The sequence below is a fragment of the Rhodococcus sp. MALMAid1271 genome (assembly GCF_049195265.1).
Taxonomy (GTDB): Bacteria; Actinomycetota; Actinomycetes; order Mycobacteriales; family Mycobacteriaceae; genus Rhodococcoides.
Genome location: NZ_JBMIRQ010000129.1, coordinates 43,264 through 55,637 on the forward strand (window position 1 = coordinate 43,264; position 12,374 = coordinate 55,637).

Annotated in this window: 11 protein-coding genes; 4 read left to right on the forward strand and 7 right to left on the reverse strand. The window is 62.7% G+C overall.

Annotated elements, in window-relative coordinates; genetic code table 11:
- Positions 1-24: 24 nt before the first annotated feature.
- From ACOQFP_RS26070 to ACOQFP_RS26085, 4 genes are all read right to left on the reverse strand, one after another.
- A complete protein-coding gene (locus ACOQFP_RS26070; RefSeq protein ID WP_206487792.1) occupies positions 25-1,647 on the reverse strand; it encodes an SLC13 family permease in 1,623 nt (540 codons plus the stop codon).
- A gap of 168 nt (positions 1,648-1,815) precedes the next feature.
- Positions 1,816-3,258 carry an alanine/glycine:cation symporter family protein gene (locus ACOQFP_RS26075; protein ID WP_341243673.1) on the reverse strand — a complete coding sequence of 481 codons (1,443 nt, stop codon included), beginning with the start codon at positions 3,256-3,258 and terminating at the stop codon, positions 1,816-1,818.
- A gap of 110 nt (positions 3,259-3,368) precedes the next feature.
- Complete coding sequence (locus ACOQFP_RS26080) at positions 3,369-4,703, reverse strand: flavin monoamine oxidase family protein (protein WP_206487788.1); 1,335 nt, start codon at positions 4,701-4,703, stop codon at positions 3,369-3,371.
- A gap of 26 nt (positions 4,704-4,729) precedes the next feature.
- A complete protein-coding gene (locus ACOQFP_RS26085; RefSeq protein ID WP_421585961.1) occupies positions 4,730-6,145 on the reverse strand; it encodes a protein kinase domain-containing protein in 1,416 nt (471 codons plus the stop codon).
- A gap of 114 nt (positions 6,146-6,259) precedes the next feature.
- Here ACOQFP_RS26085 and ACOQFP_RS26090 point away from each other — a divergent pair, with 114 nt between their 5' ends.
- The 4 genes from ACOQFP_RS26090 to ACOQFP_RS26105 all read left to right on the forward strand — a co-directional run bounded on the left by ACOQFP_RS26090 (position 6,260) and on the right by ACOQFP_RS26105 (position 11,127).
- Positions 6,260-7,513 carry an EAL domain-containing protein gene (locus ACOQFP_RS26090; RefSeq protein WP_421585962.1) on the forward strand — a complete coding sequence of 418 codons (1,254 nt, stop codon included), beginning with the start codon at positions 6,260-6,262 and terminating at the stop codon, positions 7,511-7,513.
- A gap of 91 nt (positions 7,514-7,604) precedes the next feature.
- Positions 7,605-9,149: an alanine/glycine:cation symporter family protein gene (locus ACOQFP_RS26095; protein ID WP_241256301.1), complete on the forward strand. Its 1,545-nt coding sequence runs from the start codon at positions 7,605-7,607 to the stop codon at positions 9,147-9,149.
- A gap of 51 nt (positions 9,150-9,200) precedes the next feature.
- Positions 9,201-9,827: a GyrI-like domain-containing protein gene (locus ACOQFP_RS26100; RefSeq protein WP_206487784.1), complete on the forward strand. Its 627-nt coding sequence runs from the start codon at positions 9,201-9,203 to the stop codon at positions 9,825-9,827.
- A 28-nt stretch (positions 9,828-9,855) separates the two neighbouring features.
- Complete coding sequence (locus ACOQFP_RS26105; RefSeq protein WP_421586016.1) at positions 9,856-11,127, forward strand: MFS transporter; 1,272 nt, start codon at positions 9,856-9,858, stop codon at positions 11,125-11,127.
- 18 nt (positions 11,128-11,145) lie between these two features.
- On the opposite strand, the gene ACOQFP_RS26110 is transcribed toward ACOQFP_RS26105, so the two are convergent.
- The 3 genes from ACOQFP_RS26110 to ACOQFP_RS26120 form a co-directional block, all read right to left on the reverse strand.
- On the reverse strand, positions 11,146-11,565 hold the full coding sequence (locus ACOQFP_RS26110; protein ID WP_206487780.1) for a VOC family protein: 420 nt from the start codon (positions 11,563-11,565) through the stop codon (positions 11,146-11,148).
- Positions 11,566-11,655: 90 nt separating this feature from the next.
- Positions 11,656-11,952 (reverse strand): transcriptional regulator, encoded by a 297-nt coding sequence (locus ACOQFP_RS26115; RefSeq protein WP_206487778.1) that lies wholly within the window; start codon positions 11,950-11,952, stop codon positions 11,656-11,658.
- Positions 11,949-12,368 (reverse strand): hypothetical protein, encoded by a 420-nt coding sequence (locus ACOQFP_RS26120; RefSeq protein ID WP_421585963.1) that lies wholly within the window; start codon positions 12,366-12,368, stop codon positions 11,949-11,951. Before ACOQFP_RS26120 ends, ACOQFP_RS26115 begins: the two co-directional genes overlap by 4 nt.
- Between the last annotated feature and the right edge of the window lie 6 nt (positions 12,369-12,374).

Consider the following 12,374-nt stretch of genomic DNA (forward strand, 5'->3'; position numbering starts at 1 on the left):
CCTCGGCCTTGGGGCGACGGGCAATCAGAACTGAATGTCCAGAGACCACGCGAATACCGTGTACGCGGCAATCGTGATCATCACGATGGCAATCAGATTGAGCCAGAAGCCACCCCGCATCATCTGTCCGATCGTGATGTAGCCACTGGCGTAGGACACCGCGTTCGGCGGCGTGGCCACGGGCAACATGAAGGCGCAGGTCGCGGCCAACGCCACTGGAACCGCCAAGATGAGAATGTCGATGTCCATCCCCATTGCGACGCCGCCTGCGACGGGGAGGAAGGTCGCCGCGGTCGCGGTATTGCTGGTGATCTCGGTCAGGTAGACGATCGCCGCGGCCACAACGAAGACAAGCAAGATCACCGGGATCGTATCGAGACCTCCCGCGACACTGCCGATCCAGTCGGTCAGGCCGCTTGCCTGGAACTGGGCGGACAGCGCGAGGCCGCCGCCGAACAGCAGCAGCACGCCCCACGGCAGCTTGACCGCAGTGTCCCAGTCGATGAGGCGAACACCCTTTTTGCTGCCGCTGGGGAGCAGGAACAGGAGTACGGCCGCCGTCATGGCGATGCCGGTGTCGGAGATGGGCGGGCTGTCGAAGAGCAGCGGCACCCCGACCCACGACGCGGCGGCCGCCACGAAGATCGATCCCACTCTGATCTCGCCCTGCGACATCTTTCCCAGGGAGTCCAGTTCTCCCCGGATCAATTGCTTTCCGCCAGGGATGTCGTCGATTTCAGGCTTGAACATCACGTGTGTGAGTAGGAACCAGGCGACCAACAGGAGAACGACGGCAAGAGGAACCCCCGCCATCATCCACTGTAGGAATCCGATCGTTATTCCTTGCCCTTCGAGGTAACCGACGAGCAAGGTGTTGGGCGGCGTGCCGATGATGGTGCCGAGCGAACCGATCGAGGCGGCGTAGGCGATACCCAACATCAGAGCCGTACCGAAATTGCTCGCTATGACCGCGTCCATGATGGTCTTGTCGTCGGGTGCGGCACCCTCGCGGCCTGAATCCGTTCCCTCGGAAGAAGGCACGGCACCGGATTTCTTGCCGATATCGAGTACCAACACCAGCACCGAGACGCCGATCGGAATCATCATCACTGCGGTTGCGGTGTTGGATACCCACATCGACAGGAAGCCTGTCGCGATCATGAAACCTGCGATGACCATCGTCGGTTTCGTGCCCATGGCGTTGACCGTGAGCAATGCGATGCGTCGATGCAGGTTCCAGCGCTGCATGGCCAAGGCCAGCAGGAATCCGCCCATGAACAAGAAGATGATGCTGTTGCCGTACGAGGCCCCAACGCCGTTGACAGTGACGCTCGAATCGAAGACCGGAAAGACGATCAGAGGCAACAGCGCTGTCGCGGGAATCGGGACTGCCTCGGTCATCCACCAGATCCCCATCAGCACTGCCGTGCCTGCGGTCAGGCGAGCCGAATGTCCCACGTCATCCGGGAGCAGTGCGTAGACGAGCGCTGCGAGAATCAGGCCGACCGCGAGTCCGATCCACTGACGCTTTCGACGACCGGGTGCCACTTCGGCTTCGCGTTCACCAGCTGATCGCTGATCAACTTCGGCGAAATCCTGATCCTCCGATCGGCGACCAGTCTTGTCTTCGCCACCCAGTTGCGTCACACGTACCTCCTCGTTCTCGGCGTCCTGCCAGCCTATAGCCCGAAATGTCCTATCTGTCTCATTATCGGGCTGTTGGGCACGGCGACCTCGAAGGGGGTACGGATTCGCACGAGGACGGATCCCCACCCTCGCGTTCGGGCGAACCGAGTACTCGGGTGGGGATTCGACTCAGCTGAATTTCTCGTCGAGAACTGGGTCCCAGACATCTCCCGGCAGGTCGCCGGGTAGGTGGCTGTTCCCGCGGCCGACGAACTTGTCGTCTCGGCCCTCCCGCCGCATTGCCTCGAAGTCCGCCAATGCACCGAATGCCCACTTGCCCAGCAGCGCAATCGCTACCAGGTTGACCGTGGCCATTGCCGCCATAGCGACGTCTGCCAATGCCCATACCGTCGTCAACGCAGACAGTGAACCGAAGCCGATAGCCGCAAGAACGATGGTGCGCAGCACATTGAGTAACTTGCCCTCGACTCCGAGGAAGTTGAGATTGATCTCGGCGTACGAGTAATTGCCGAGGATCGACGAGAACGCAAACGTGAAGATCAGCAGGGTCAACGGAATCGTCGTCCATGTTCCGAGCTGGGCAGAGATCGAATCCTGGGTCAGCACCGCACCCGCGACCCCGCTTGGATTCTCGACGTCGTACACACCCGAGACCAGGATGATGAACGCAGTCGCGCTGCAGATGACGATGGTGTCGAAGAAGACTCCGAGCGACTGAATCAGTCCCTGCTTGACCGGATGCGATACCGTCGCCGTCGCCGCTGCGTTCGGTGCGCTTCCCATTCCGGCTTCGTTGGAGAACAGGCCGCGCTTGACGCCGTTGAGCATGGCAGCCAAGATTCCGCCCGTCGTGCCGCCGATCGCCTCGTTCAAGCCGAAGGCGCTGGAGACGACCTGACCGAACACCGTTGGGATTTCACCGATGTTCATCGCCACGATCACCAGTGCAAGCAGCACGTAGATCACGGCCATGACGGGCAGGAGATATTCGGCCACCCGAGCAATCCGCCGGACGCCACCGAAGAGAATCGGAGCCGACAGCACCACCAGGAACACGGCGATCCAGCCTGCGTCGATGTTCATCGTGGACGAGAAGGACTCGGTGATCGTATTTGCCTGAACCATGTTGAAGGCGAAGCCGAAAGCGAAGATCAGCAGGCAGGCGAAGACGATTCCCCAGCGCCGTGAGCCGAGGCCGAGTTGAATGTAATAGGCGGGGCCGCCGCGAAAGCTGCCGTCCGGATTTCTGACCTTGTACATCTGTGCCAGCGTGGCCTCGATGAAGGCAGTCGCCATGCCGACCACAGCGACCAACCACATCCAGAAGATGGCACCCGGTCCACCGAGAGTGATCGCGATGGCGACGCCGGCGATGTTTCCCGTACCCACTCGGGACGCCAGTCCGACACAGAACGCTTGGAATGCCGAGATGCCGCCTTCGGCATCCGATCGCGACCCACCGATCGCCTTGAACATCGAGGGGAGTAGCCGGACCTGAACGAACTTGGTGCGGACGGTGAAATACAGTCCGACGCCGATCAGCAAATAGATGAGGAAAACGCTGTAGAGACGATCTGCCAAGAAGTCGATTACTGAATTGACGGTGTCCACGGTGCCATCCTGAAGTGCTCGGTGTGCGGGTGCGTCGACAGCACGTTACTCGCAGATTGCTCGAGGTTTGCACCGAACATGGTCTGCCGAGTTCGACGTCGGCGACCCTCTCAACGCGCCAGCGAATCCCAGATGAGCCGATACGGCACCGAGCGCTCCAGAATGCGTTGTGCAACACGGTGTCCCGACTTCATCGCACCGGTGACCGTCGCTGGATCATCCGTCCAGGTGGCCTCACCCGCGAGGTGGAGTACACCACCGATCGGCGTGGCGAGATCGTCGTGATCGCCCGTTCGTGAGCCCACCGTCATGTACGAGTACGAACCGTACGAGAACGGATCGTCCTGCCATCGAGTGACGTACACGCTCTCCGGCCGAACGACGCGGTCGCCGTAGATGCCGCGCAGCGCCCGGACGACCGAATCCTCGATGCGCCCGTCCGACCAGTGCCGGGTGTGTCGAGCGGAGGGGCCGGCGGCAAACGTCAGCAATGTGGGCCGCCCGCCCGGCAGGGTCACGTCGTACCACGAGTGCCACCAACGCCCCGCCTCACCCTGCTGCCGTACGGCATAGACGTTCTCGTCCCAGAACGCGATCGGAAATCGAAGAAACACCTTCTCGAATGCATTCATCTCGAGGCGGCCCAGTGCACCCGACACCGGCTCGGGCAGCGGAGGTTCGATGGTGAAGTTCCCCGACTTCAGAACCCCGATCGGGACAGTGACCACAGCACGGTCGGCCGAGAACGACTGCGACCCGCAGTGCACCCGAACTCCGCCTTCGCCCCACTGAACGTGCGTCACCACATGCTCGAGTCGAACATCCAGGCCATCGGTCAGCTGCAGAGCGACTTCGTCGTACCCGTCGGGAAATACGACTTCGTCTCCATCGATGGAATCGTCGTCCAAGCCGTGTGCGTCGAGATGTCCGGGCCCTACTCCCAGCTGTTCCTCGGCTCGGTGACCGACGAACTCGCGCACCCGGTCGAGTCGATCGCGGCCCCAATCCAGTTGTCGAAGAGTCACTTCCACTGCCTCTTCGAACGACGTTCCTGGTGGTACCTCGGCGACTGTCGCGGCAAGGCCTGCATCGAAGTGATGGATGTCGGCGGCGAACTGCGCTGCATCGGCGTCGCTCAACTTGATACCCGCGGGGGAGTAGTACGCAATGGGTCGGCCGTCGGGTTGGTAGCTGCCCACGGTGAACTCGGCTGTCCGAATTCCGAAAGCCCGCACGGCATCGGCGAGGGGGTTGTTGTCGATACCGTGAATCCACGACGCACCGACGTCCAGGATGGTGCCGTCGGTCCGTACCGTCCACACACGACCACCCACGCGGTCACGAGCTTCGAGAACAACGACGCGTTGACCCGCCCTGTGCAGAAGTCGGGCAGCGGTCGAACCGGATATTCCCGCTCCCACCACGATGGTGTCGAATCGCGTCATCTGCCCTCCGATCGCTTGGACGGTACTCAATTTCCTCGACCCGAGTTTCCGTTACCGGAGTTGCCGTTGCTCGAGTTTCCGTTACCGGAGTTTCCGTTGCCGGGGTTGCTGTTTCGGGGATTCACGGGGTCCGAGTTTCCATTGCCACGCCCGTTGCCGTTGCCGTTGCCGTTGTTTCCGTTCCCTTGTCGAGGGGCAGGCGCGACCGACTCGGTGGGCACCGGATCGGACCCTGGCACCGGCGCGGTCTCGGACGGGTTCGAGAACGCCGGAATCACCGGCTGCGGTACCGGCGCGGGAGTTGTGGTCACGGCCGCCGTCGACTCCGACACCGTCGAGGCATCGGGCGACGCCGGCACTTCGACGGAGCGGTCTTGCGAACCAGTGGCCAACCAGACGATCCCGGCTCCCAGCGCGATGAAGAGGACGGCCGCGGCAGGCGCGATCCATCGCCGGGGCGACGACGCATCCGCTGTGGGGTGCCGAACATGCTCGGCGGCAACTCCGTCAACGGGTGGAACGGGCAGTGCGGTAGTCGCCGGAAGGGAATCGGAACCTCGCGCGAGCCGACGCAGTCGGTGCGCAACTGCAGCAGCGTCCGGGCGATCCTCCGGCTGCCGCGCAGTCATTGCCGTCAGCAGCGAGTGCCAGTGTGGCCCGAGAGTCTCGGGAACTTCAGGATCACGGTGCAGGCGCGCAACGGCCGACGCGACGGCGCTGCCCGCGAATGCCATTGTGCCGGTGAGGCACTCGATGAGGACCAGGCCCAAGGTATAGATGTCGGTCGGCGGTCCCGCAGACGTTCCCGTGGCCTGCTCGGGGCTGAGGTAGTGCGCGGTACCGACCGTGGTTCCGTGTGCGGTGAGTCGTTCGGCGTCGACGATGCGGGCGATACCGAAATCGGCGAGCTTCGCGCACTGCCCGACGCGGACGTCCGGTGGCTGCGCAACGAGTATGTTGGCCGGTTTGATGTCCCGGTGCACCACCCCTCGGTCGTGAATGTAGGCGAGTGCTTCTGCGATCTCGACACCGATCCGTGCGACATCGGCACCTGGCATCGATCGGCCTGCGCGATAGGACTCGAGCGTCGCACCGTCGATCAGTTCCATGACCAGGTACGGCACCGGCACCCCGGTGGTATCCGGTGCCGCTCCTGCATCGTGCAATGTCACCAGGCCGGGATGAGACAGCGACGCAAGTGTCCGAATTTCGGCGTCGATGCGTCCCGCCATGTCCTCCGGCTCGCCGTGGCGGAAGATTTTCACTGCCACGGACCTGCCGAGCACTCGATCATCGGCCGCTCGGACGTCCGCCATCGCGCCGCGTCCCAGAACGGCACCGAGTCGATAGCGACCCGCGAAAAGGTGATCGTCGGTGCCATGGGCACGCGGATCTGCTCCCGCCATGATCAACCGCCGTTCGTCGACTACTTCGAGCACCATATATCCACAGAATCGGCCCACGACGAGCAGTCGGGCGACGCATCCACGGTGCCATCGGGCATGATGATCGGTTGGGTGGGGACAGAGCGAACAGCGTCGAGGAAGGCCCCCACCATGCGTCCCCATTCGACGGGTGTGCCGATCTCGCCGATGTCTGTTCCGATCACGTCCGCGTACCAGCCGATCGTCGCCCTGGACGACCGATCCGTAGTGGGGTACGAGGCACTCGTCCGGACCTGCGGCGAGGGTCCACCGACGACGCCGACGGACCTACTGCGCGCAGCGCGAGAGCAGTCGATCACGGCCGAGTTCGACTGGCGGTGCAGAGCAACTGCCCTCCAAGGTGCCGTCGAAGCTCGCTATCCCGACCGGTTGGCGCTGTTCGTCAACGCCGAACCCACCGCGCTGGATGTGCCGCCTCCACCGGATTGCTTGCCGATGTTCGCCGAAGCCTCGGCACTGTCGATCGTCGTCGAGATCACCGAGCGCGACCTGATGGGCGATCCGGCCGGGCTGCTGAGGGCGGCCGAGCACGCTCGAAACCTGGGTTGGCGAGTCGCCATCGACGATGTAGGTGCGGATTCGACCAGCCTGGCGCTGATCCCGCTGTTGCGACCCGACGTGATCAAGCTCGACATGACAATCGTGCAAGGACGCTCGACCGACGAAACTGCAGCCATCGTTGCTGCCGTCACCGCCGAGGCCGAATGCACCGGTGCCCTGGTACTGGCCGAGGGAATCGAAACCGATCGACACGAGGGTTACGCCCGAGACATGGGGGCAGTCCTGGGGCAGGGGTACCTGTACGGGCAACCGGGATCATTGCCGGACTTCGGTGTGGCGTCCCAGCCGGTTCGCTCGCTCGAGCTGAATGCGACAGTGACCGTGCGTGCACCGTTAGCGGTCACGCCCTATGGCGTGACCCAGCCCCTCGGTGCTACTCGACACGCCGATTCGACCTTGCTCGACGCCATCGAGAACAGCCTGCTTCGCGGTGCTTGCGGCACCGGCAGCTCCACCGTCGTGTTGGCGACGCTCGACACGTCGACCGGACTCACCCCCGCCCGCGCGGCGATCTACGACGAATTGGCGGCCTGCACCGCTCTCACTGCTGTGTTCGACACGCATCCAGCGCCGATGGAGCACAGCTTCAGAGCAGTGCTCGTGGGCGCAGACGAACCTTTGGCGATAGAACGCTGTGTCGTGGTCGTGGCTCCGATGTCGAGCGCGGCGCTGATAGCGGTCGAACGTGGTGTGGGCGACGACGGCAGACCGAAGTACGATTACCGACTCACCTACGACCGCCACGTGGTACTCGACGCGGCCACCGTGTTGCTCCGGCGAATACCCGATCGATCCGTGATATGAGTCGACGCCTGCCAGTCAAGATCACGTAAATTCTCGCTCGAAATGCAGTAAATTGCATCGCCCGTCGTCCATCTGCTGTTCACTCGAAGTCATGAGCTCTCATCCTCTCGCAACAGATCTTCTGGCCGCGGACGGAGGCACACTCAAATCGATCGAAACAGCGATCAACAACGCGTTCGATCCGATTTCTGCCGCAGTGTCGAACGTCGTCTTCTTCACCGTCGACATCGGCGGTGCCGCTGTGCCGCTGATCGTGCTGTGGTTGATCCTCGGTGCCATCGTCTTCACGCTCACGTTCAAGTTCATCCAGTTTCGCGGAGTCAAGAGATCCCTGATTTTGGTCAGTGGCAAGGAAGACGAGGCCGATGCTCCGGGGGAGGTGAGTCACTTCAGGGCACTCACGGCCGCGGTGTCGGGAACCGTCGGACTCGGCAACATTGCCGGCGTCGCGGTCGCGGTAACGCTCGGCGGACCGGGTGCCACCCTCTGGATGATTCTCGCCGGCTTACTGGGTATGGCGTCGAAATTCGTCGAGTGCACCCTCGGTGTGAAGTACCGAGACATCAACGAGGACGGCACCGTCTCCGGCGGTCCGATGAAGTACCTCACCAAGGGGCTCGCGGAGCGAGGGCTTGCACAGCTGGGCAAGGTCATGGCCGTCTTCTACGCCATCATCATCACCTTTTTCGCCGTCAGCGGCGGAAACATGTTCCAGGCCAACCAGACCTACGCCCAGGTTCGCTCCGTTACCGGCGGCGCGGACGGGTTCCTTGGTTCCGACGGGGCAAAGGCAGCCTTCGGACTGTTCATCGCCACGATCATCGGTCTGGTGATCATCGGCGGCATGAAGTCGATCTCGTCGGTGACTGCCAAGCTCGTTCCGTCCATGGCGCTGGTCTACATCGTCGCCTGTGCTGTCGTCATCGGCGTCAACTTTCGTTCGGTCCCTAGCGCATTCAGCGCGATATTCGAGGGCGCATTCTCGCCCGAGGGCGTTGCAGGAGGTGTGCTCGGGGTCATGATCATCGGTTTCCAGCGAGCCGCATTCTCCAACGAAGCGGGCTTGGGATCGGCCTCCATCGCTCACTCGGCGGTCAAGACCCGACACCCGGTCACCGAGGGCTTCGTGGCCATGCTCGAGCCGTTCATCGATACAGTCGTCATCTGTACCGCAACGGCTTTGACTATCGTCATCGCAAACACCGTCACCTGGCAGGACCAGCGCGCGATCGTCGCCGAGACCGGCGAACTACCGGCGGGCGGAGTGACGCTGACCTCGGACGCCTTCGAGACCGTGCTGCCGTGGTTCCCGTACGTGCTGACGATCGCGGTGGCGTTGTTCGCTCTGTCGACAGCGATCACCTGGGCGTACTACGGACTGCAGGCATGGACGTCACTGTTCGGTCGCAGCCGACTCTCGCGCACCTTCTTCAACGTCATGTTCTGCGTGTTCACCGTGATCGGAACTGTGCTCTCGCTCGGCTCGGTGTTGGACTTCGCCGACGCCACCCTGTTCCTGCTGGCATTCATCAACATCACCGGCCTGTATCTGCTGTTGCCTGTGGTCAAGCGTGAACTGTCCGAATACATGGCGATGCGACGGGGTGAGCCCGACAAGGTAGATGTCGATGGCTGAGCGTGTATGCCCTCGACGCTCCGGAGTGAAGCGGATCGTCCGAAGGTAGTCATGGCGTCGTCGAAGATCGATTTCAAGAAGACTCTCGACGCATACTCGGCGCGGCACAACGTCTTTCGCACCGTCGTTGTGCCGCCGCTGAGCTACCTGATGATCGACGGGAGCGGTGATCCGAACACAGCGCCGGAGTATGCGCAGGCACTCGCCGCCCTCTATCCAGTGGCCTATGCACTGAAGTTCGCCAGCAAGAAGCAGCTCGAGCGGGACTACGTCGTCATGCCGCTCGAGGCGCTGTGGTGGGCCGAGGACATGGCCTCGTTCACCACGGCGCGAAACAAGGCACGCTGGAGATGGACCGCCATGATCATGGTGCCGGACTGGATCGATAGACAGATGTTCGAGGAGGCGATCGCGACGACGCGCGTCAAGCGCGATGTCGCCGCGGTGAGCAGGATCCGGTTCGAGATCCTCGACGAGGGGCTGTGCGTGCAAACGTTGCATATCGGTTCCTACGACGACGAGGCGGGTGTGCTTGCCGTCATGCACGACGAAGCCATTTCGAAGGCGGGGCTGACGATGACCGGCAGACATCACGAGATCTACCTCGGTGATCCGCGCCGAGTCGAACCGGCGAAATTGCGGACCATCCTGCGCCAGCCGGTGACGCAGTGCGCGTAGTCCACGATGCTCTGACACGATGACCGTCATGACCAACGCGGTGCGTCCGGCGTCGTTCACGGCCGGCACCCTGACCTTGCTCGGTGCGCTCTACTTTGCTCAGGGACTGCCCTTCGGATTCTTCACCCAGGCACTGCCGGTGGTGCTACGTGAGTCGGGATTTTCGCTCGTCGAGATCAGTGCCACCGGTGTGCTGTTCGCTCCGTGGGCACTGAAGTTTCTGTGGGCACCGTACGTCGATCGCTACGGATCCAGGCGACGGTGGCTGCTGTCACTGCAGTGCGCGGCTGCCCTGGTGGCACTGGCATTGTCGTTCCTCGATCTGTCGTCGACCTTGCGCTGGCTGTTCGTCGGTATTTTCGTCATGAACGCGATCTCGGCTACGCAGGATATTGCGACGGACGGTATCGCCGTACGTACGCTCACCGCGGCGCAGCGGGGACTCGGAAACGGTCTCCAAGTCGGTGCTTATCGAATCGGAATGGTGTGCGGCGGAGGGCTGCTGCTGTGGCTGTTCACTTTTTCCGGGTGGCGGGTGCTGTTCGTCGCAATGGCATTGCTCATCGTGCTGACAACGATCCCGGTGTGGTGGATGCGCACGCAGTTGAACGCAGCAGATGGCGATTTCGGTCGACATGTCGAGTCGGAGACTCCGGCACGGCTTGCCGGCGCGTGGTGGTCCCGGCTACGCAGGCCCGGCATGGTGGCGTTCATCCTGCTCATCATCGGCTTCAAATTCGGAAACTCGATGGGTTCGGCGCTCGTCGGCCCGTTTCTGTCCGACAGTGGACTGTCGCTTCGCCAGATCGCGTTGGTCGAGGGCGGTGTGTCCTCGGTTGCCGCGCTTGCCGGCGCAGCATTGGGGGCATGGTTGTCGTTTCGGTACGGGCGACGCCACGCACTACTGATCGGAGGAGTGAGCCAAACCCTGAGCCTCGCGTTGTATGTCGTCGCGTCCTTCGGCGTCGGCGGATTTCCGCTGTTGGTCACGGCCAACATCACCGAGCACGTGCTCGGTGGGGCAGCCACTGTCGCGGTGTTCGCACTGATGATGGATGCATCCGAGAAGCGGTTCGCGGGGAGCGATTACACACTGATGGCGTGCGCGATCGTCCTCGCACAGGGTGTGGCCGGGTTGGCAGCAGGTGTGGTGGGTGACCTTCTGGGCTACACGGCGATGTTCGGATCTGCTTTCGTACTGTCCGGATTCGGCTGCGCGCTACTGATCTTCGCGCTGGACAGAGGCTGGGGCCCCGAGGGTCTGCGACAGGTCGTTCCGCCGAAGACCCTCGCCCGCTGACCGATCCGGCGGCGTGGCTCAGTTACCGTCGGGCGAACCGATGATGTTCACCATCCACTGCACACCGAACTTGTCGGTCAACATGCCGAACGTATCGCCCCACGGGGCTTTGTCCAGGCCCATCGTGAACTGTGCATCGACGGTCAAGCCGTTCCAGTAGCCGGTCAGTTCATCCGCTTCGACGCCGCTGAGCGAGACGCTCATGTTGTTTCCGGTGGTGTGCTCCATCGACGACGGGGTGTCCGAACCCATCAGCGTGAATCCGCTGGGTGTGGTCAGCTGACCGTGCATGATCTTGTTCTGGTCGGCGGGATCCTCGCTGGCGTTGGCCTCGCCGAGCGTGGTGAAGGTGAGTTCGCCACCGAACACCGACCGGTAGAACTCCATCGCCTCGCGGGCGTTGTCGCGGAACGACAGATAGGGATTGAGAACAGGCATGGTGGCTCCTCTATTCGCTGAACGATGCTCGCCGGATCGGCATCCGTCGAAAGAATAGACAACGGTCACGTTGTGAACTCACCGACCGAGTCAGATCGAGGCCTCGGAGTCCGCGAGAAGTGCGCGCAAAGCGTGCACATGACGGCGATAGGCGGTCTTGCCCTCGTGGGTCAGCGACAGCCATATCCGACGCGAGTCCGTGCGAGATCGCTGCTGGTCGACGTATCCCGCATCGACCAGAGCACTGACCTGTTTGCTCAGAGCCGACGCGCTGAGCCCACAGTGTTCTTTGACGATTGCGAGTTCGACGGTGGTGCCGGCCGCGAGGAGTGCGCAGATCCGGAGTCGGTGCGCAGGGTGAATGATCGGATCGAGATCGTCGGTCATCGGCTCGTGCTGCGGTAGTGAGCGAACGCGCCGATCGAATATGTGATGGATGCAGCGATCGCGAGTAGCACCGTTGGCCAGGTCGGGGGAGTGAACGCCACCGACGCCACGACGAAGACCGCGCACAGGATCACAGAGAACTGGAATGTCCTGTTGGTGGGCAATGCCCACGGGGTGCCCATGCGGTATCCGGTGATCGTGTTGACCCCCACGATTGCCGCTGCCAGGGCAACCAGTGCCACGAAGCGGGCGGGGTCGGACAGCAGAGGTGCGAGTGCCATCGCCCCGATGAGGAGTGCGTTGACCGGATAGAGCCATACCGGCCACGGGGTATCGCGTACTGCGCGCTGGACTCGGTCGATGTCATCGAGAGCGAATCGTGCTTCGGACGGGGTGGGCTTGCCGATGTTTTCCATAGTGGA

Bases quoted from the DNA above. Each gene is read 5' to 3' on its own strand.
- ACOQFP_RS26080 (WP_206487788.1), bottom strand. From the start codon at position 4,703: ATGACGCGATTCGACACCATCGTGGTGGGAGCGGGAATATCCGGTTCG.
- ACOQFP_RS26085 (WP_421585961.1), bottom strand. From the start codon at position 6,145: ATGGTGCTCGAAGTAGTCGACGAACGGCGGTTGATCATGGCGGGAGCA.
- ACOQFP_RS26090 (WP_421585962.1), top strand. From the start codon at position 6,260: ATGCGTCCCCATTCGACGGGTGTGCCGATCTCGCCGATGTCTGTTCCG.
- ACOQFP_RS26095 (WP_241256301.1), top strand. From the start codon at position 7,605: ATGAGCTCTCATCCTCTCGCAACAGATCTTCTGGCCGCGGACGGAGGC.
- ACOQFP_RS26100 (WP_206487784.1), top strand. From the start codon at position 9,201: ATGGCGTCGTCGAAGATCGATTTCAAGAAGACTCTCGACGCATACTCG.
- ACOQFP_RS26105 (WP_421586016.1), top strand. From the start codon at position 9,856: ATGACCAACGCGGTGCGTCCGGCGTCGTTCACGGCCGGCACCCTGACC.
- ACOQFP_RS26110 (WP_206487780.1), bottom strand. From the start codon at position 11,565: ATGCCTGTTCTCAATCCCTATCTGTCGTTCCGCGACAACGCCCGCGAG.
- ACOQFP_RS26115 (WP_206487778.1), bottom strand. From the start codon at position 11,952: ATGACCGACGATCTCGATCCGATCATTCACCCTGCGCACCGACTCCGG.
- ACOQFP_RS26120 (WP_421585963.1), bottom strand. From the start codon at position 12,368: ATGGAAAACATCGGCAAGCCCACCCCGTCCGAAGCACGATTCGCTCTC.